This is a genomic window from Halomonas citrativorans, assembly GCF_014898005.1.
Classification (GTDB): Bacteria; Pseudomonadota; Gammaproteobacteria; order Pseudomonadales; family Halomonadaceae; genus Vreelandella; species Vreelandella citrativorans.
Genome location: NZ_JABUYX010000003.1, coordinates 211568 through 231394, shown reverse-complemented (window position 1 = coordinate 231394; position 19827 = coordinate 211568). Strand labels below are relative to the sequence as shown.

14 protein-coding genes and 1 pseudogene are annotated in these 19827 nt (G+C 56.2%); 7 read left to right on the top strand and 8 right to left on the bottom strand.

Annotated features, from left to right (window positions below; genetic code table 11):
• Window positions 1-170: 170 nt before the first annotated feature.
• On the bottom strand, window positions 171-3014 hold the full coding sequence (gene uvrA / locus INT20_RS06135; RefSeq protein WP_193053665.1) for an excinuclease ABC subunit UvrA: 2844 nt from the start codon (window positions 3012-3014) through the stop codon (window positions 171-173).
• Between the two features lie 169 nt (window positions 3015-3183).
• Between uvrA and INT20_RS06130 the strand changes: the two genes are divergently transcribed.
• The 4 genes from INT20_RS06130 (at window position 3184) to INT20_RS06115 (ending at window position 7025) form a co-directional block, all read left to right on the top strand.
• Window positions 3184-4560 carry an MFS transporter gene (locus INT20_RS06130; protein ID WP_172117745.1) on the top strand — a complete coding sequence of 459 codons (1377 nt, stop codon included), beginning with the start codon at window positions 3184-3186 and terminating at the stop codon, window positions 4558-4560.
• Window positions 4561-4662: 102 nt separating this feature from the next.
• Window positions 4663-5343, top strand: coding sequence for a single-stranded DNA-binding protein (locus INT20_RS06125; RefSeq protein ID WP_193056588.1), 681 nt, complete (start codon window positions 4663-4665; stop codon window positions 5341-5343).
• A gap of 51 nt (window positions 5344-5394) precedes the next feature.
• Complete coding sequence (locus INT20_RS06120) at window positions 5395-6285, top strand: sugar nucleotide-binding protein (protein ID WP_193053663.1); 891 nt, start codon at window positions 5395-5397, stop codon at window positions 6283-6285.
• Window positions 6282-7025 (top strand): lysophospholipid acyltransferase family protein, encoded by a 744-nt coding sequence (locus tag INT20_RS06115; RefSeq protein WP_172117742.1) that lies wholly within the window; start codon window positions 6282-6284, stop codon window positions 7023-7025. Before INT20_RS06120 ends, INT20_RS06115 begins: the two co-directional genes overlap by 4 nt.
• A gap of 116 nt (window positions 7026-7141) precedes the next feature.
• Here the strand turns inward: INT20_RS06115 and fabB are convergent, their stop codons facing one another.
• Complete coding sequence (fabB, locus tag INT20_RS06110) at window positions 7142-8359, bottom strand: beta-ketoacyl-ACP synthase I (protein ID WP_193053662.1); 1218 nt, start codon at window positions 8357-8359, stop codon at window positions 7142-7144.
• Window positions 8360-8371: 12 nt separating this feature from the next.
• Window positions 8372-8887, bottom strand: coding sequence for a 3-hydroxyacyl-[acyl-carrier-protein] dehydratase FabA (gene fabA, locus INT20_RS06105; RefSeq protein WP_172117740.1), 516 nt, complete (start codon window positions 8885-8887; stop codon window positions 8372-8374).
• Window positions 8888-9261: 374 nt separating this feature from the next.
• On the opposite strand from fabA, the gene INT20_RS06100 reads away from it, so the two are divergent.
• The gene (locus INT20_RS06100) at window positions 9262-11100 is read left to right on the top strand and encodes a putative bifunctional diguanylate cyclase/phosphodiesterase (protein WP_193053661.1); all 1839 of its coding nucleotides are present in this window, start codon (window positions 9262-9264) and stop codon (window positions 11098-11100) included.
• Here INT20_RS06100 and phrB read toward each other — a convergent pair.
• Together phrB and INT20_RS06090 are read right to left on the bottom strand one after the other, a co-directional pair.
• Window positions 11097-12521 carry a deoxyribodipyrimidine photo-lyase gene (gene phrB, locus INT20_RS06095; protein WP_193053660.1) on the bottom strand — a complete coding sequence of 475 codons (1425 nt, stop codon included), beginning with the start codon at window positions 12519-12521 and terminating at the stop codon, window positions 11097-11099. The genes INT20_RS06100 and phrB overlap by 4 nt on opposite strands.
• 102 nt (window positions 12522-12623) lie before the next feature.
• Entirely contained in the window at window positions 12624-13544 is a 921-nt protein-coding gene (locus INT20_RS06090; protein WP_193053659.1) for a MerR family transcriptional regulator, read from the bottom strand.
• 475 nt (window positions 13545-14019) lie between these two features.
• Between INT20_RS06090 and INT20_RS06085 the strand changes: the two genes are divergently transcribed.
• On the top strand, window positions 14020-14931 hold the full coding sequence (locus INT20_RS06085; protein ID WP_193053658.1) for a TIGR01777 family oxidoreductase: 912 nt from the start codon (window positions 14020-14022) through the stop codon (window positions 14929-14931).
• A gap of 4 nt (window positions 14932-14935) precedes the next feature.
• On the opposite strand, the gene rapA is transcribed toward INT20_RS06085, so the two are convergent.
• Window positions 14936-17881 (bottom strand): RNA polymerase-associated protein RapA, encoded by a 2946-nt coding sequence (gene rapA / locus INT20_RS06080; RefSeq protein ID WP_193053657.1) that lies wholly within the window; start codon window positions 17879-17881, stop codon window positions 14936-14938.
• A 115-nt stretch (window positions 17882-17996) separates the two neighbouring features.
• Window positions 17997-18800 carry a TlpA disulfide reductase family protein gene (locus tag INT20_RS06075; protein ID WP_172117734.1) on the bottom strand — a complete coding sequence of 268 codons (804 nt, stop codon included), beginning with the start codon at window positions 18798-18800 and terminating at the stop codon, window positions 17997-17999.
• Between the two features lie 67 nt (window positions 18801-18867).
• On the opposite strand from INT20_RS06075, the gene INT20_RS06070 reads away from it, so the two are divergent.
• Entirely contained in the window at window positions 18868-19104 is a 237-nt protein-coding gene (locus INT20_RS06070) for a hypothetical protein (RefSeq protein WP_193053656.1), read from the top strand.
• A gap of 264 nt (window positions 19105-19368) precedes the next feature.
• Here INT20_RS06070 and INT20_RS06065 read toward each other — a convergent pair.
• Window positions 19369-19788: pseudogene (locus tag INT20_RS06065) on the bottom strand (ATP-binding cassette domain-containing protein); the annotation flags it as partial.
• Window positions 19789-19827: the final 39 nt, after the last annotated feature.

Sequence of the window (19827 nt, the reverse complement as noted above, 5' to 3'; positions counted from 1 at the left end):
GCTTGATCTCCATGAGTGTTGCCTAACAAATATCAAGTTATTTGGCGAATGACGATAAGCAATTAATCGCGCACTGCACTGCCCGATGACCTTGATACAGGGGCGAATCGGCTAAATTATGGCATAAAATCACGTTCAGGGTGGGCGCATGCCCACCCTGAAACGCCCGATTACGAAGCGGCGCGGTTGCCGCGTTCAAGTAGCGGAGAGAGAAAGCGTCCGGTATGTGAAACGTGCTGCTTGACGATCTGTTCCGGCGTGCCTTCGGCGATGATTTGCCCGCCGCCGGAACCGCCTTCCGGGCCCAGGTCGACAATCCAGTCAGCCGTCTTGATCACATCCAGGTTGTGCTCGATGACCACGATGGTATTGCCGTGGTCGCGCAAACGATGCAATACGGTCAGTAGCTGACGAATATCTTCAAAATGAAGCCCGGTTGTAGGTTCATCCAGGATATACAGCGTCTTGCCGGTGTCACGTTTGGCAAGCTCACGAGCAAGTTTGACCCGCTGCGCCTCGCCACCTGACAGTGTGGTGGCGCTCTGGCCCAAGCGGATGTAGGAAAGCCCTACATCCAGTAACGTTTGCAGGCGGCGCGCGATCGCCGGTACCGGGCTAAAGAACTCAAGCGCATCCTCAACCGTCATCTCCAACACTTCGTGGATCGTTTTACCCTTGTAGTGGATATCCAACGTCTCGCGGTTATAGCGCTTGCCTTTACAAACGTCACACGGCACATAGATATCCGGCAAAAAGTGCATCTCGACCTTAATCATGCCTTCGCCCTGGCACGCCTCGCAGCGCCCGCCCTTAACGTTGAAGCTAAAGCGGCCTGGCTTGTAGCCACGCGAGCGAGCTTCCTGGGTACCGGCAAACAGCTCACGGATAGGTGTGAAAATGCCGGTATAGGTGGCGGGGTTGGAGCGTGGTGTGCGGCCAATTGGGCTTTGATCAATATCGATCACTTTATCAAGCTGATCGAGCCCTTCGATTTTCTCGTAAGGCGCAGCCGTCAAGGTTGTTGCGCGATTCAGCTCCCGCGCGGCAATCGGCATTAGCGTGCCGTTGATCAGTGTGGATTTACCCGACCCGGATACGCCGGTAATTGCAATGAACAGCCCCAGTGGCAGGCTGAGCGTTACATCCTGCAGGTTATTGCCAGTGGCACCGCGTAGCACCAGCTGTTTTTCGGGGTTGCCGGGAATACGGTAGGGCGGCACGCTGATCTCGCGGGTGCCGGTTAAGTACTGGCCGGTCAGCGAGTTGGGGTTGTCCATAACGTCCTGAGGCGTGCCCTGGGCGACAATCTCGCCACCGTGCACACCGGCGCCTGGGCCAATGTCCAATACGTGGTCAGCGGCGCGAATGGCATCTTCGTCATGCTCTACCACAATCACGGTGTTGCCCAAGTCGCGCAGGCGCTCCAGGGTCTTTAATAGCCGGTCGTTGTCGCGCTGGTGCAAGCCAATGGAGGGTTCATCAAGAATGTACATGACACCCACCAACCCCGCGCCAATCTGGCTTGCCAGGCGAATCCGCTGGGCTTCGCCGCCGGAAAGGGTGTCGGCGCTACGCTCAAGGTTCAGGTAATCAAGCCCCACGTTAACCAGAAACTCCAGGCGGGCCTGGATCTCGTGAACAATTTTGTCGGCAATTTCACCTTTGCGGCCAGGCAGGCTAAGCGTTGCAAAGTAACGCTGCGCCTCGCCAATCGGTGTGCGCACTACGTCGGCGATATTACGGTCATCCACAAACACATGACGCGACTCTTTGCGCAATCGCGTACCGTGACACGTGGCGCAGGGCTGCAGGGCGATGTACTTGGCCAGGTCTTCGCGCACCATGTTGGACTCGGTTTCCCGATAACGGCGCTGCATATTGGGCAGCACACCCTCAAAGGCATGCTCGCGAGTGACCTTGCGCCCCCGGTCGCCTACATAGGCAAAGGGAATCTGTTCATCACCGCTGCCGCTAAGAATGATGTCACGTTCGTGACGCGCCAAATCTTTCCAGGGCGTTTCCAGCTCAAACTGATAGTGCTTGGCGAGCGCTTGTAACTGAGTGAAATAATAAATATTGCGCCGATCCCAGCCTTTAATCACGCCTTCTGCTAACGAGAGCTCAGGATGGCTAATCAGCTTTTCAGGGTCAAAATACTGCTGTATGCCTAAACCATCACAGGTCGGGCAGGCACCCGCAGGGTTGTTGAACGAGAACATTCGGGGTTCAAGTTCTGACAGAGAATAGCCGCAGACCGGGCAGGCAAAGCGTGATGAAAACGCCATGTCTTCCTGCTCGCCGTCCATAAAATGAATCATGGCGGTGCCATCGGCGAGATTGATGGCCGTCTCAAAAGATTCTGCCAGGCGCTGGGCGATATCGTCGCGCACTTTGAAACGATCAACCACAACGCTGATGTCGTGCTTTTTACGTTTATCCAGCGGTGCGATATCGTCAAGTTCCAGCACTTGGCCGTCGATTAACGCACGCACAAACCCTTGAGCGCGAAGCTCGGCAAGCAGCTGTAAGTGTTCTCCCTTGCGGCCTTTAACCACAGGTGCCAACAGCATTAGCTTGGTGCCCTCGGCCAGATTCATTACCTGGTCGACCATCTGTGAAATGGTTTGGGCTTCAAGCTCTTCGCCGTGTTCTGGGCAGCGTGGGGTGCCCGCACGGGCAAACAGCAAGCGCAGGTAGTCGTATATTTCGGTGATGGTACCCACGGTTGAGCGCGGGTTGTGAGAGGTGGATTTCTGCTCAATGGAGATTGCAGGCGAAAGTCCCGCGATGTGATCCACATCGGGTTTCTCCATCATCGACAGGAACTGGCGCGCATAGGTAGAGAGCGACTCTACATAGCGTCGCTGCCCTTCGGCATACAGCGTATCGAACGCCAGCGACGATTTTCCCGAACCGGATAGGCCGGTAATCACAATCAGCTTGTCGCGGGGCAGTTCCACATCGATCTGCTTGAGGTTGTGGGTGCGTGCACCCCTGACCAGAATGCTGTCCATCAACACCTCGACTCGCGCGGCAAAAAAGTAATTATACGTTTGCCACCCCCTCTCGGCAAAAACGCTTTGTTATCCGTTAACGCAGGACGGCGTTTCCAGCGTGGTTGCAAACCGCTAGAATGGGGGGTTATCCGAGAAAATTACCTTATCCACCATACACAAGGGCATTATGCGCAAGGTTTCCGCACTGCTAATGGCCTCTGAGCGTCGTGCAATCAGCGGCTTGGCTGGGCTTTATGCGTCTCGTATGTTGGGGCTTTTCATGGTGTTGCCGGTGCTGGCGCTGTATGCCGACGCGCTTGAAGGGGCGACACCCTTGCTGGTGGGCTTTGCATTAGGTGTTTATGGGCTTACCCAGGCCATACTGCAAATCCCCTTTGGTTGGCTGTCCGACCGCATTGGGCGTAAACGGGTTATCGCCTTTGGGCTGCTTGTTTTCGCCATAGGCAGTGTGGTGGCCGCGATGGCCGACTCCATCGGAGGGGTTATTATTGGGCGAGCCTTGCAGGGCGGTGGTGCGGTGGCGGCGGCCATCATGGCACTGCTTGCCGACCAAACGCGCGAACAGGTGCGTACGGCGGCAATGGCGACCATCGGGCTGTCGATTGGCATCTCGTTTGGTATTGCCATGGTCGTGGGCCCTTGGCTTGCCTCATGGGCGGGGCTTTCCGGCGTGTTCTGGTTTACCGCGCTGCTAACCCTTTTAGGGCTAGTCGTTCTGTGGCGCTGGGTGCCGCCCGCTCCTCGGCGGCTGCGCCACCGTGATGTGGGGATGGATCGTCAGCAGGTTAAAAGTGTGATTATGCGCCCTGATCTGTGGCGTCTGGACCTGTCGATTTTTACACTACATCTGGTGCTGATGGCTATTTTTGTCGCGGTGCCCTTTCGGTTGCAGGAAGCCGGCATACCGCTGGCGCATCACGGTTTGGCGTACCTGGGCATTATGGGGCTTTCATTTGTTGCCATGGTGCCGCTCATGATAGTGGCCGAGAAAAAGCAGCAGATTAAAGTCGTATGCCTGTTGGCTATTGGCGCCATTACGGTAAGCCTGGGCGGGCTTGGGTCGTCGTTCTCTCATGGGCACTGGCTGTTTGTTGGGCTGTTTATTTTCTTTACCGGTTTTAATCTGCTGGAAGCGACGCTGCCATCAATGCTCAGTAAGCTTGCTCCCGCTGGCGCTAAAGGCACCGCCATGGGCGTGTACTCTACAAGCCAGTTTTTAGGGGCTTTTCTGGGCGGTACGCTGGGAGGGCTATTGGCGAATGTGTGGGGCCTTGATGCCGTTTTTATCGGCTGTGCGGCACTGGCTCTGCTATGGTGGCTTGCGATGTGGAAAATGCCCTCACCACCGCCGCTCTCCAGCGAGGTGGTGGACTTAAATGACGCGCTGCCAGATACGCTGGATGTATTGATGGAGCGGCTGGCAGAGGTTGTGGGCGTCGAAGATGTCATGCTGGTGCCCGAAGAACATCTGGTCTATTTAAAAGTGAATCGTCAGCAGCTTGATAGGGCGGCACTGGCCAGGCTGATTCCCCCCAAATCTTAATGCGGCTGGCTGCCAGCCGCAGGCAATAATCAGTGGTATCGGCAGTGTAGGCATGATCGCGTCGATGTTTATCTATACGTAACACAATGGAAGGAGCGCCTTATGGCTCGCGGTATCAACAAAGTGATTCTGATCGGTAACCTCGGGCAAGATCCTGAGGTGCGCTTTACGCCCAGCGGTACGGCAGTGGCCAACTTGAATCTGGCCACCTCTGATACGTGGATGGACCGCCAAAGCGGCCAGCGCCAGGAGCGTACTGAGTGGCACCGGATCGTGCTGTTTAATAAGACGGCTGAAATTGCCCAGCAGTATTTGAATAAAGGCTCCAAGGTCTATATCGAAGGGCGCTTGCAAACCCGTAAATGGCAGGATCAAAACGGCCAGGATCGTTACAGCACTGAAATCGTTGCCAACGATATGCAGATGCTGGATGGCCGTTCCGGCGACTTCCAGGGTGGCGGTGCATCGCAGAATAATTACCCTGGTAACCAGGGCGGCATGGCTCAAGGCGCGGCGCCTCAAGGGGGATATCCCCAGCAAGGTGGTGCTCCACAGGGCAATAACTTTGGCGGCCAAGGGTATGGCAATAACAACCCGGGCAACCAGGGCCAGGGCAATCCTCAGCAGGGTGGTCAGCAGGCTCCTCGCCCCCAACCTGCGCCCCAGCAGGCCCAGCCCGCTCACCAGGGAAATGCTGCCCCCCAGCAAGGCCAACAGAACAGCAACTATGGCGCGCCTGATCCGGGTAGCTTTGACGATTTCGACGACGAAATCCCGTTCTAAAGCGGCTGATCAAGCCCATTACGCTATGTTCGTTGATAGAAGGGGTCTGTCTTGAAACTGCTAATACTGAATTCCGGGCACTGCTTAAGTTTGGCACTGGCCCGGGAAGTAAGCCGTCGTGCGGATATGGAGCTGGTGATTGAGCAGGACACCACCATAACGGCGGCGCAGTTACACGAGATTGCCCCGGATGCGGTGGTTATTCCAGCGCTGGCGCAGCCGCTGAACATGACACCCGCCGAGGTAGGCGCACATGCCGACGCGGTTGACAGCTGCCTGGAGGCATGTCTTGCGCAGTCGGTGCCGCTGGTGTGGTGTGTTTCAGACCAGCTCTATGAGGATGGCTTTGATGAGCCTATCGACGAGCACGTAGTACCGACTCCGCGTGATGAGTGTTTGCGGCGTCTGGTTGCCACGGGTGACCGTATTCGGGCCGAGCACCATCACCATCTGATCATTCGTCTGGGTCCCTTGTTTGCGCTTGAAGGTAGCCACGCCTGGTTGAATGAAATGCTGGATAGCCTGGTGACAGGGCAAAGTGTGCGGGCCGCAGAAGATGTCGTGTGTTGCCCAACGTCAGCCGATGCGGTCGCTATGGCACTGGTAGGCATGCTTCAGCAGCAGGCGTGTGGCGCCAACGCGTGGGGGGCCTACCATTTGGCAGGCACTGAACCTGTCAGTGTGTTTACGTTTAGCTCCATGGTGCGTACTCAGTTGGCAACGCATCTGGAAGGCCGTGGTGAGCAAATTGAGCTTGGCGAAGTCACGGCCCTTAATCATCATCACGATGCAAAACTGCGGCGTGTTTTAAATTGTCGCCGGGTGCTGGATGTCTTTGGTGTGCATCAAAAGCCGTGGCGGCTAGAGGTGGGGCGTATGCTGGATGCCTGGTGTTTAACGCGTGATGGCCAGCAAGACGCTAGTACAGGAGAGTCCGTTTGACCAATGTGGTTCGTAGCCTGGTGTTTTATGCCGGGTACTTTCTTGCCATGCTGATTATTGGCGTGCTGTTTCTACCCATCGCCCCTTTTTTACCGTTGGCAGGCCGCTACCGGCTGTTGAACCTGTATAACCACTTTTTAGTGGCCTGGTTTCAACTAGCCTGTGGGGTTCGCTACGATATTCAGGGGCGCGAGCGTATTCCGGATGGGCCTTGTGTGATTCAGGCGAACCATCAGTGCGAGTGGGAAACGGTTTTTCTTCAAGTCATGAAGCCGCCGGTATGCACGGTGCTTAAGCAGGAGCTTCTGCATATCCCGATTTTTGGCTGGGGATTGCGCCTGCTAAAACCGATTAGCCTGGACCGTTCCAAGCCCGCGCGTGCCTTGAAACAGGTGCTGACGCAAGGTGTGGAGCGGCTAGGAACGGGTCTTTCAGTGCTGATTTTCCCGGAAGGAACGCGAGTCGACCCCGGTGTGCGTAAGCGCTATAACAAGAGCGGCAGCGTGGTGGCTTGCCGCGCGGGTGTGCCGGTGCTACCAATCGCACATAACGCAGGCGAACGCTGGCCTGGGCGCCACTGGGTGAAGCAGCCTGGGGTGCTGCGGGTACGCATTGGTCCGCCAATTGAGACCGAAGGGCGCACACCTGATGAGGTACTGGCCGACGTTGAAGCCTGGATAGAGGCGCAGTTGCAGGAGATTTCAGAGGTGCCGCGCCCGTCGACTAGCCAAAGACCTTGAGCCGATAAAGGGCGGGTAGCTCGCCATGAATAGCGACAAACGCTAACAGCAAAAACGGCGCCTTGATAAGGCGCCGTTTTATTACTGCAACAACTCGTCAGCCATTAAGGCATTGCTCAGCCGTTATAGCGCTGGAAGACCAGGCAGGCATTAGTGCCGCCAAAACCAAAACTATTCGACAGGATGCGTTCAAGCGCCACATCGTCACGCCGTGTTGTCACAATATCAAAGCCGTCTGCCTGCTCGTCGAGGTGTTCAACATTGGCAGAGGCGGCAACAAAGTTGTGTTGCATCATCAGCAGTGAGTAGATGGCTTCCTGAACACCGGTAGCGCCCAGAGAGTGGCCCGTCAGCGACTTGGTTGAGCTCATCGCAGGCGTGGAGTTGCCAAACACGGCACGTACCGCTTTTAGCTCAGCTACATCGCCAACAGACGTTGAGGTGCCGTGAGTATTGATGTAGTCAATATCGCCTTCCACGGTCGCCATTGCCTGATGCATGCAGCGCACCGCGCCTTCGCCGGAAGGCGCGACCATGTCATGGCCGTCAGAGGTGGCGCCATAGCCTACCAGCTCGCCATATATTTTAGCGCCGCGGGCCTTGGCATGCTCCAGCTCTTCTAATACCAGCATGCCACCGCCGCCAGCGATAACAAAGCCATCGCGCGCTTGGTCGTAGGGGCGCGAGGCTTTTTCAGGCGTATCGTTGTAATGGGTAGAGAGCGCTCCCATGGCATCAAACAGGCACGAGAGGGTCCAGTGCTCCTCTTCACCGCCGCCGGCAAAAACCACGTCCTGCTTGCCGAGCTGAATCTGCTCCATCGCGCTGCCGATACAGTGTGCCGAGGTGGCACAGGCAGATGAGATTGAGTAGTTTACGCCTTTGATTTTAAACGGAGTTGCTAAACAGGCTGAGACCGTGCTGCCCATTGTGCGGGTAACGCGGTAAGGGCCAACGCGGCGCAAGCCTTTCTCACGCATGGCGTCAGCCGCTTCGACCTGATTAGCACTAGAAGCGCCGCCGGAGCCTGCAATAAGGCCGGTACGTTCGTTGGAAACCTGTTCTTCGGAAAGCCCTGAGTCTTCAATGGCCTGAGCCATGGATACATAGGCATACGCTGCAGCATCGCCCATAAAGCGGCGCAGTTTACGGTCGATAAGGGGGTCCAGATCGATATCGACACTGCCCGCAACATGGCTACGAAAGCCACGTTCAGCGTACTCTTCCTTAAAACGAATACCGCTGCGCCCGTTTTGGAGAGCGTCCAGGACCTGTTGCTGGTCGTTGCCTAAGCACGACACAATGCCAAGGCCGGTGACTACCACTCGTCGCATGGGAGCCTCCTGTTAGAAATTCGCAGTAGAGGTGAATAGGCCAACGCGTAAATCATTAGCCTGGTATATATCGCGTCCGTCGACGGAAACGGTGCCGTCAGCAATGCCCAAAATAAGTCGACGGGTAATAATACGCTTTATATTAATGCGGTAAGTTACTTTTTTCGCATCTGGCATGATCTGGCCACTGAATTTTACCTCGCCACAGCCAAGTGCGCGTCCGCGCCCTGGGTGACCCAGCCAACCCAGGTAGAAACCCACTAACTGCCACATGGCATCCAGGCCCAGGCAGCCGGGCATCACCGGATCACCTGGAAAGTGGCAGTCAAAAAACCACAGGTCAGGAGAGATATCCAGCTCGGCGATCAGCTCGCCTTTGCCGTACTCACCGCCTTCTTCATGAATGTGTGCGATACGGTCGAGCATTAGCATGTTGGGAGCCGGAAGCTGCGCGTTACCGGGTCCAAATAGCTCGCCGCGTGAGCAGGCCAGCAGTTCTTCGCGATCAAAGGAATGTTGCTTGGTCACTGAATCGTTCCGAGTTTCAAAATGATTGTTGGCCGCGTGCGGCACCTATAGCTGAGGTGTAGCACCGGAGCATAGCACGGAAATGCAGTGTCGAGACACGGCCCGCAAGGTCTAGCTAGTCTACTTCCCGAAACAGACGAATGCACGTAAGTCACTACCTATCGCGTACATCGAACGTTTTTTTATTAAGTAATAGAGGTTTTAAGGTAAGCTTTTACGCCCCATCGGCATCAGTAAGTTGGCCTGGATAAACGGCTTATTAACGTTATATGCGTTATTCAAGCCTTTGGTCCAGGACAGGATGGGTATGCTGCTAGAAAATTATGTTTATTTAATTAGTGTTAGTTTTTAGTGACAGGATATAGCGAACCGCCATGTGGCTACCAATTTCTCTTAATCGACCGTTGGTTTGGGTAGCATTAGCGGCGCTGCCAGCTTGTATCTGGTTAACCGATGCGATGTTACGCATGGTAGCTGCGAGCCTGGTTATTTTTGGGTTGTGGGATATGTGGTGCCAAGTGCGTCAGCAGCGCCAGCGTTATCAACTGTCCCAAAGCGCAATTAACCTGGCAAGCGATGCGATAGTGGTCTGTGATGCCGATAATCGGATCATGGCCGTTAATCCAGCCTTTACAGAAATTACCGGCTATAACAGCCAGGAAATAGTGGGCCGCAAGCTGGAAACACTGGCCGCTCCTCGTCACGATAAAGTGTTTTATCAAAACTTTTGGAGCACGCTAAAAGCGACGGGACGCTGGGAAGGGGAAATGTGGAATCGCCGCAAACACGGCGATGAGTATCCTGAATGGTTAAAAGTACGCGCGGTTACCGATAAACAGGGCAATATTAGCCACTTTATTAGCCTGTTCACCGATATCTCAGTGCAAAAAGCCCGCGAACATGATTTGCGGCGGATTGGATACGAAGACCCACTAACCGGCTTGCCCAACCGTCGCCGCCTGCACGACTTAATGACATCTCGCTTGCGCCATTTACGCGCAGGCGAGAGTTTAGATATTGCTCTGATCGATATCGATGGTTTGAAGTCGGTTAACGACAGCCTGGGCATCGAGCAAGGCGACCGCCTGCTGGCGTGTTTTGCCCAGCGGCTTGCAGGCTATGTCGCGGGTAGCGTGGTCGGGCGTTTGGGCGGTGATGAATTCATGGTTATCCGTACCACCACGTTTGATGATCACGACCCATGGATTGTATCACTGCGTGAGCATATGTGTCGGCCTTTTGAAGTGAGTGATCACCTGCTGCGTTTGGGCGTTACCATTGGCAGCTGCCGTGCTCCAGAAGATGGGCGTGATTCGGGGGTGCTTTTTCAGCGTTTGGAGTCGGCACTTTATAGTGCCAAACGATTAGGCCGTAACCATAGCCTGCGTTTTCGCCCGGCGCTGGATAAGCAGGATAACCCACAGCTTGCTCTGGTCAGTGACCTGCGTGCCGCGCTGATATCTGGTGATCAACTTGAGCTACATTACCAAACCCAGCACCACCCCGGCACCGGTGAGTTGTTGGGGATGGAGGCGCTATTACGCTGGCGCCATCCCTTGGATGGCATGATTTCACCGGGCGATTTTATCCCCTTGGCCGAACGCCATGGGTTAATGGCAGAACTGGGAAGCTGGGTGATTGAAAAGGCTTGCGCCCAGCAGGCCCATTGGCAACACAGCGGCATGTCAGGGTTGACCATCTGGGTCAATATTTCCGCGTTGCAGCTTTTCCAGGGCGATTTAGAGACGCAGCTAAACACCTGCTTAAAGCGCTACCAGCTGGAACCTTCGCAGATTGGCCTGGAGCTAACCGAGTCGGTACTGCTGGATGAACGCGCAGGCGATATGGGGCCTCGATTAAAAACGCTAAGTGAGCAGGGATATGCCATTGCCATTGATGACTTCGGAACCGGCTACTCGTCGCTTGGTTATCTTAAGCGGCTGCCGGTCGATAAAATCAAGCTGGATCGTGCGTTTATCCGAGAGCTACCCAATAGCAAAGCGGACGCCGCTATCGTCAAGGCGGTGCTCGCGATGGCCGAAGGTATGGGGCTTGACGTCGTCGCCGAAGGGGTCGAAACCCTGGAGCAGTGCCTGTTTCTGGTGGATGCGGGCTGCACTATCGTGCAAGGCTTCTATTTCGCCAGGCCGATGCCTGCCGCTGAGCTGGAACAGCGCTGGGCATCGCCACTCCTTGAAGCGGCCGCGGTCTAGCCGCCTGGCGATTTGGAAAGGGCTTTAAAGGCATCTAACGCCCGCTGACGAGCTGCCTTATGCTCAACGATGGGCTCAGGGTAATCCAATTGGGTAAGCATATCGTGCGGCGGCGCATGACGTGCCTTGGCTGGCAATGTGCCAAGCTCAGGGAGCCAGCGAGCAATAAACTCCCCGTCTGGGTCAAAGCGTTTGGATTGGGTGGTAGGGTTAAAGATTCGAAAATAAGGTGCTGAGTCGGTGCCTGTTGACGCCGCCCATTGCCAGCCACCGTTATTAGCGCAAAACTCACCGTCTACCAGGTGGCGCATAAAAAACGCCTCGCCGCGTCGCCAATCGATCAGCAAATGCTTGCTCAAAAACATCGCTGTCACCATGCGTAGTCGGTTATGCATCCATCCCGTGGCGACCAACTGGCGCATCGCGGCATCCACCAGTGGGTAGCCTGTGCGCCCTTCGCACCAGGCGTTAAAACCTGCGTCATCATCGCGCCAGGCAAGCTGTTGGGTATGCTTCTGGAACGGTTGATGGCGGCATACCTCAGGAAAGCCTACCGCAACGTGCTGATAAAACTCGCGCCAGATAAGCTCGTTGACCCATGTGGTAAGCCCGGCATCGCCATCGGCCAAGTGTCCGCTGTTCTCGCTCATCACCGCTTGCATGCACTGGCGGTGCGATATCATCCCCAGTGCGAGGTAGGGTGAAAGCTCGCTGGTGCCGCATACATTTGGAATGTCGCGTTGCTGGCGGTAGTGGCGGCCACGAAAACGTAAAAACCGTGCCAGGTAATCGCCTGCTATTTCCGCTCCAGCAGGCCATTGTTGATGATCGACCGGTGTGTCATCGAGCCTGGGGAGACCTGGTAATGTATCGCTTTTAATCGGTAAACGCTGTTGAGGTTCTGGCGTATCGCGTAAAGCCAGCTGTTCAGCACTGATCTGCTTATGCCAGGCCTTGGAAAAAGGCGTAAAAACACCGTAATAGTCGCCTTTGCCGGTTAGCAGCGTGCCGGGCGCGAACGCCACGCTGTCATGATACCCATGAGCGGTAATACCAGCTTCTTTAAAGGCGCCCAACACCGCGTTATCGCGCTGCTGTTCGTTTAACGGGTATTGGTAGTTAAAGTGTAGCTGTTTAACCGAGTACTCGCGGGCAATGTCGAGGAGCGCCTTGGGCGCCTCTCGATAGTGGCCGATGTCGCGGTGCAAGAGAGGAATGTTAAGCCCGTGAAGGGCATCTTTAACGGCCGCTACACCGCGCGCCCAAAAGTCGATCTTGTTAGCACCATGGTCGTGGGATTGCCACTGGGCCACGCTGCGAAGAAAGACGGCAATCACCGGGCCTTTAGTCGCCGCAGCAGCCAAGGCTGTGTTGTCATGAATGCGCAGATCGCTACGTAACCAAACTAATTGAACGTCCATGTTGCCTCCGGCGCGGTGAAAAACCATTTCAAAAACCATCTCCGTGCGGCCACTCATCTAACGACATTTAAAGCCCATCGCTGGCACAAGGGGTTAAATGGTCTATAAAACGCCAGACTCACGTAGCAGTGGGCGCAGGCGTGCAATGGCTTGGGGGAGCTCATCACCTAGCGTATGCACGGGGCTATCACGCAGCTCGCTATCACGCAGCCGGGCGACTTCACCGCAGATACCCAGTGGAACGCTAAGCGCCTCGGCTGCATTGGGTAGTACCGTATGAATATAGCTATCGCTTTCTCGCTGGCCGCTCGTTAGCAGCACCATTGAGGCATGTAGCCGAGTCACCGCTTGGGGCAATGCTTCAAGAGGCAGCGTGTGATCAAACATCTGTATACGGTAACCCTGCTCGCTGGCCATCAAGGCGACGATCAATACCCATAGAGGGCCTTGGTCGTCGGGCATGGCAGCCAGCAGCAGTAAAGGCCCACGCGTGGCCTGGTTCGCGTAATGAAGGCGTGTGCCCACTTGACTACGTAAAAAGGCTTCAAGTGTCCGTCGTGCCAAAATGTCTGGCTGAATCGTCCACTTGGCTTCCAGTGCCAGGATGACCGGCTGCCAGAGCTCGCTTACTGCTGTGCTTAGCGGGTACAGGGCCAGGCTCTGATAATAAAGCGTCTCAAGCCTGGGTAAGTCGAGCGCTTCTATCGCCACCTGCAGCTGCTGACGCTGGCTAATCCAATCGCCGGCATTGGGCGCGGGGGTTTCTACCGTTTCTGGCTGGTCAAGCAGGTCAACGACTTGGCTAACGGGAACGCCTCGGTTGAGCCACTGCAAAATACGTTCAATGCGGGTGATATCATCCTGGGCGTATAAGCGATGCCCTTTAGGTGTACGTTTAGGGCGAATCAAACCGTAGCGACGCTCCCAGGCGCGCAGGGTGACCGAATTCACACCCGTTAAACGGGAGACTTCCCGGATCGGATAGAGCGGGGTATCGGGTGGGTGGGTCGCCTTGATACTCATGGGCGCCTGTGCCTCTTGGTCGTCTGAAGCCGCAGGATACAAAAGGCTATTTGCATTCTCTGGGGCAAAAATGATTCACAATCCATGTTGTGTCGCTTGAATACACATAAAAATAACGCGCTATCGTAGCTCTCTTTGTACAACTTGTCGCTATCAGGTACAACCTTTGTCTGTACAGGAGGTCTTGGTGAAACGTCACGTCGGGCCTAAGTGTGTGATGTTACTGGGGTAGCTTACTTGTTATGCTTCTATAGCCAAGGGTTATATTGCTATCAACTTCTACATAGATACTACCAAAGCTATCCTTGGGAATGTTTAGGTGCGGTTAGTGTATAGGTAGTGTACTTAACGCTACATTAGTGAGTAGTAAGCCAACCTGAGTGTTTGCCGTGCTGGGAATGGCCTGCTATGCCTGGTGAAGAAGCAAGCGCGTGGCTAGCGCGTATTTGCGCGGCGTCACAACAGGAGCAACACCATGCGTATATTAGTCACCGGAGGCAGCGGTTTTGTCGGAAAACGCCTTTGCGAAAAGCTGCAAGGCCAAGGACATGCCGTACAAGTGGTATCAAGAGACCCGCAGAAAGCGCGTAAGCGGTTGCCTCGCGAGTGCGATATTCGCGCCAGCGTGCTTGATTTTTTAGCGGCGCCGCCCGAGGCAATCGTTAACCTCGCCGGTGAGCCGATTGCTGCTAAACGGTGGAGTGATGCGCAGAAAGAGACGCTTATTCAGTCACGCACCCACATGACTCACCAGCTCGTTACGCTATGTGAAGAGCTTCAGGCCAATGGGCAGCCCTTGCCTAAGGTGATGGTAAGTGGCTCGGCCATGGGCTACTACGGTGATCAAGGTAGGCGTGTCGTTACCGAAGACACTACCGCGCACGATGAATTTGCCCACCGGCTATGCGTTAAGTGGGAAGCCGCCGCAAAGCCTGTTGAAGCGCTCGGCGTACGTTTGGCGCTTCTGCGAACGGGGCTGGTGCTGGATGCAGGAGGTGGAGCACTCCAGAAAATGCTGCCGCCGTTTAAGCTGGGGCTAGGCGGACGTTTTGGCAGTGGTGAGCAGTATATGCCTTGGATTCATCGCGAGGATCTGGTGGACGCGATTGTGTTCCTGCTGGAAAAAGAGGACCTTAATGGCGCCTTTAACGGCAGTGCGCCGCACCCAGCCACTAATGCCGAGTTTTCCAAAACGCTAGCCAAACGGCTTAACCGCCCGGCCATACTCCCCGTGCCTGCCTTTGTGTTAAAAGCAGGCCTGGGGGAAATGTCTCGGCTGCTGCTAACCGGGGCTGACATGCGCCCGGCGCGCCTTATCGAGGCGGGGTTTGAATTTCAGTACCCGACACTCGATAAGGCGCTGGCCGAGATATTAAGGCGAGATTGAGCGCTTAGGCGTTGGGGTCAACGGTAATCACGACCCGAACGGAGTCCAGCCGCAGGCGAGTATTTTCTATCGCCTCGCTCAGCGCCTGGCGCTCCTGCTTCAGGGCATCCAGCTCTTCAGCGCGTACCGAGGGGTTATGCTCGGCTAGCGCTGTTAGGCGGGCAAGCTCGGCATCCAACTGGGCGCGCATGCGCGTTTCAGCGGCCTCTACAATACTGGGCAGCTCACGTTCTGCCTCGCCTTCACCCTGAATAAGCAGCTCACGCAACTGATCGTGGCGGCTTTTAATTAAATCCCGCGCTAGCGATTTATTGACCTTTTGCAGGTTTTTGCCAAGCCCCGTGAACGAGATTTTGCTGGTCAGGTTGGCACCTGATTCATCCAGCAGAACGCGTACGGCGGTGGGCGGCAAGAAGCGGTTAAGGTGCAGTGACTTCGGCGCCGGGCAGTGGGTGCGGAAGACAAGCTCTGCCATTAGCCGCCCACTGGGGATGGCCGTGTGACGCAGCAGTGCCAGGGCCGTGTTGCCCATGGTGCCGTCCAGAATACGCTCCATCATTTCGCGCAGCAGCGGATGCTCCCACGAAAGGCGTTGAATATCATCCCGCGCAAGCGCTTGGGCACGGCTATAGGTCGCAGTAAAGCCCTCTTCGCCTTTCACCAGGCCAGGCAGTCCGTCCAGCATATGCTGGCTGGGCTGCAAGTGAAGAAGCCCTTTGCCGATCTCCTGGCTGTCCACGCCAAATACGTCCAGCGCGCGCTCTACATAACGTGGGAGCGCGGTATCTTCATCCAACTCGCGTACAGCGCTAATCACCTCTTGGGCGCGTGCTGGCCGACAGGCGTTAAGTTCCAGCAGGCGGTTGCGCCCGGCATCGCGTTCGGCCAGCTTGGCGGTAAACATTTCCCGTGTTTCAACGATGATTTCGTCCAGCGTTTCATCGTCGAGAAGCGCATCGGCAAGTGCATCGCCAAAGGCCTCGTAGAGGTCGCTGCCGATGCCATGGGGGGCACTGAACGCATCCATGCCTTCGTTATACCAGCGCAGCAGCCGCTCGCCGGGGCTGCCAATAAAGCTGGGCACGTGAAGCTCAATGGCGTGCTTCTGGCCGATACGGTCCAGACGGCCAATGCGCTGCTCCAGTTGGTCAGGGTGCTGGGGCATATCGAACATGACCAAGTGGCGGCAGAACTGGAAGTTGCGCCCCTCTGAGCCAATCTCCGAGCAGACGAGTACCTGCACGCCCTCTTCTTCATCGGCAAAAGCGGCGGCGGCGCGGTCACGCTCAACCAGTGAAAGCCCTTCATGGAAGACCGGCGCCTGATAGCCGCCCAGCACGCGCAGCCCTTCAGCCAGCCCCTCGGCGGTTTCACGATGGTGGGCAATGACCAGTACTTTGTCGTTGGCAAAGCCTGTTTCGCTATCGTCGCTGAGCTTATCCAGCAGCCAGTTAACCCGTGGGTCGATATGCCACCAGGCTTCACCGTTGAGCGGATCGTTGCTGAGCTCACGGTACATGGCATCCGGATAGATCAAGACATCCGGATGATCCATGCCGGTTTCGATCAGCAGCTCGTCCAGGTAGTCGTCATCACGCTCCAGGCGGCGCAGCACGCGGCGATACGCGGAGGGTAGCTCAAGCGAGGAGAGGTGCAGGCGACGCTCGGGAAAGCCGCCAACATGACGGCGGCTATTGCGGAACATCACCCGCCCCGTGCCATGGCGGTCAAGCAAGGCGTCACGCAGTTGATGACGGGCCGCATCGTGCTGCTCTGTGCTGGCTTCAGCGTTACACAGCGTTGCCAGCAGCGCCTGGCTGTCGCGGTCGTCGGCGACGGCATCTATTCGGGCACGGGCATCCGGCGTGGCAGGCAATTCATCTAAAGCGTCAATGGCGCTGGCGACAGCGGTGTAGTGGCGCTCTTCGTCTTTGAAGCGCTCCAGGTCGTGATAGCGTTCGGCGTCCAGCAGGCGTAGGCGGGCAAAGTGGCTTTCAATACCCATTTGCTCAGGTGTGGCCGTTAACAGCAGCAGGCCAGGAATTTCAGCAGCGAGCTGCTCAACACATTGATAACCTGGGCCGCTACCCTCGGCGCTCCAGTCCAGGTGGTGAGCTTCATCGACAATCAGCAGGTCAAAACGGCTGGCTAGCGCCTGGTCCTGGCGATGAATGTTGGCAAACAGCCAGCCCTGGCTTGCCAGCACTAGCTGGGCGCTCTCAAACGGGTTGGCGCTGCCATGGGCCTGGCTTTGATGCTCATCAAGCAGGCTGACATTCAGCGAGAAGCGGCGCAGAAGCTCCACCAGCCACTGGTGGGTCAGGCTGTCGGGCACCAATATAAGCGCCCGCTCAATACGGCCGGTCAGCAGCAGGCGGTGCAGAATCAGTCCGGCTTCAATGGTTTTCCCCAGGCCTACTTCATCCGCCAGAAGCACGCGCGGTGCATGACGGCGAGCAACTTCGTCGGCGATATACAGCTGGTGCGGAATCAAATCGATGCGCGGCCCGGCAAAGCCCAGGGCGTTGTGCTGCTCGATGCGCTGGTGATGGTGCAGCGTCCGAAAGCGCAGATCAAACCAGTCGTTGCGGTCTACCTGGCCTGTCAGCAGGCGATCACGTGCCTGATCAAACTGCATGGTGTCAGCCAGCTTGGCTTCGGGAAGTTCGCGCGGCGTGCCTTCGCTGTCCTCACCGATATAGGTAATCAGGCCGTGAGACTCTTTGCTGTCATCAACGATCATCTGCCAGCCATCGGCCGACAGTACCCGATCGCCGCTGCCGAACATCACGCGGGTCAACGGCGCCTGGCGCGTGTTATAGGTTCGGGTTTCCTGGCTGGCACTGAACAAGATGGTAACGCTACGGAAGTCGCAGTTAAGCACGGTGCCAAGCCCAAGCTCGGCTTCGCCGTCGCTAATCCAGCGCTGGCCGGGTGAAAAATCGCTCATGATGCCTCGGGGAAGTCTACAAAAACGGGTCATACGCTGCCGAGGGCACGCCATCAGCAGCGGTAGGGCGGGGGATTCTAACGCAAAGGCGCCGGGGGATTAAGGTGTATCGGCGTCAATCTTCCAACCAGTGTTCAAGATGGGCACGGGTAAGCTCGCCAACGTGGATATCCAAGGTAGTGCCCTGGCCATCAAAAAGCACTGTAGTGGGTAGCCCGGGCGCTTCAAACAGGGCCATCAGCGTTTGGCCTGGGTCGCGCAGTGCATGGGTAAAATCCAACCCTTCTGCGTCCAAATAACGCACGATAGGCAACAAATCTTCCCCTTGGTTAACGACCGCGACGCTTACGCCTTCGCGCTGGGCAGCCTCTTCGAGTAATGGCATTTCGCGTCGGCAGGGTGGGCACCAGGTGGCCCAGAGGTTAACAATCACCCGGTCGCTGCCGTCTGCCAGGTCGGGCAGGTACACGTCGGCGCCGTCTACGTTTTCCAGGTGGATTTCGGGTAATTGGCTGACGGCAGATGCGCTACCCAAGGGCGACAGGGATACCAGCATAAGCCATAGACCCGAGGCGCAGAGCAGAATGACGGTGCTCCCAAGTAACGCTGAAAGCCGCTTGCGAAGCGTCCAAGCGGACCATAGCAAGCCGGTCAATAATCCGCCGATGCCGTGGTATCCCGGTTGCCAGACTTTAAGTGCATCAAGCGGATTGGCACTATAGCTCTCCAGGTGAAGCGTAATGTGCGCGATACGCGCCCCGATTAACCAGGCAAGGATTAGCCCGGTGAACCAGCGATTTAACAGTGGCGGTGGTAAGCGCAGTAAGTAACGCGCCGACAGTAGCACCAGCAGCGCACAGCCGATGGCGTATAACCTGGGTAATGAAATCAATAGCGGCCCAAGGGCAATGGCATTCATGGTCTTTCCGATAAGCAGGTACACTACGAGACCATACCACGTGAGTTGAAAATTACGGAGTCTGACTATGTCACAACCCGCCTTTGACGTGCTGCGCGCGCTGGCTATTGGTTCTCAGGCGTTGGGCCTGATCGTTATCATCACGCTGGAGACGCTATTGGAAAGTGCGGCACGGCCCTGGCAAGGACTCACCTTGGGCTTCATGTTAGCCGCGGCGCTAAGTATTGCGCTGGTGCGCGTGTACCGCCGTAATCGACAGCGTAAACAACAAGACCAGCGGGTGGGTAATAGCCGCCATGAGTAAAGGATGCAGGCGGTGGCTGGGTTGGCTAATGCTGTGCGTACTGCTCTTACAGATGGCGGTGCTTTAACGCCTGTTACGCTGGTTATAGATGCAGCGCGTAGTCGATAAACCATCAAAGTAGCGTTAGAAAGTGTTGCTTGTATTTTTAACGTTGTGGTTCCAAATTAGAGGAAGTTTCTGCGCTTGCGCAGGACGGGCTATCTCACTGGGAGCGACAAATAATATGATCAATAAGGCGCGCATTAGCCACTACCGTTGCGGCCCACCGGCGGGCTGATGGCGCTTCTCTACCAATGGCGGGAAAAACGCGTATACCTGCTCCAGCATGCGCTTGACGTTGTGGGGCTTGAGATAGGCGCCCATCTCCAGGTTTTCCTTAACGGTAAGGCTTGGGAAAATGTTTTTCTCCTGGGGGACAAAGCCCATTCCGCGCTCAACAAGTTTATTGGAGGCCAGGTTATGAATGGGCTCGCCGTTGAGCAGAATGTCGCCCTGACTAACGTTTAACAGTCCAAATACGGCTTTGAGCATGGTCGACTTGCCAGCGCCGTTGGGCCCTACAATAACGCCCACTTCATGGGCATAAAGTGACATGTTCACCCCGTTAAGGATGTTCATGGCGCCATAACCACCGTGCACGTTGCGTGCCTCAAGCAGTGGCGTCGTTGATGTTGTTAATGACATGGCAAAAGTATCTCGCTGCATCGCTTTTAAGCGGCTTGT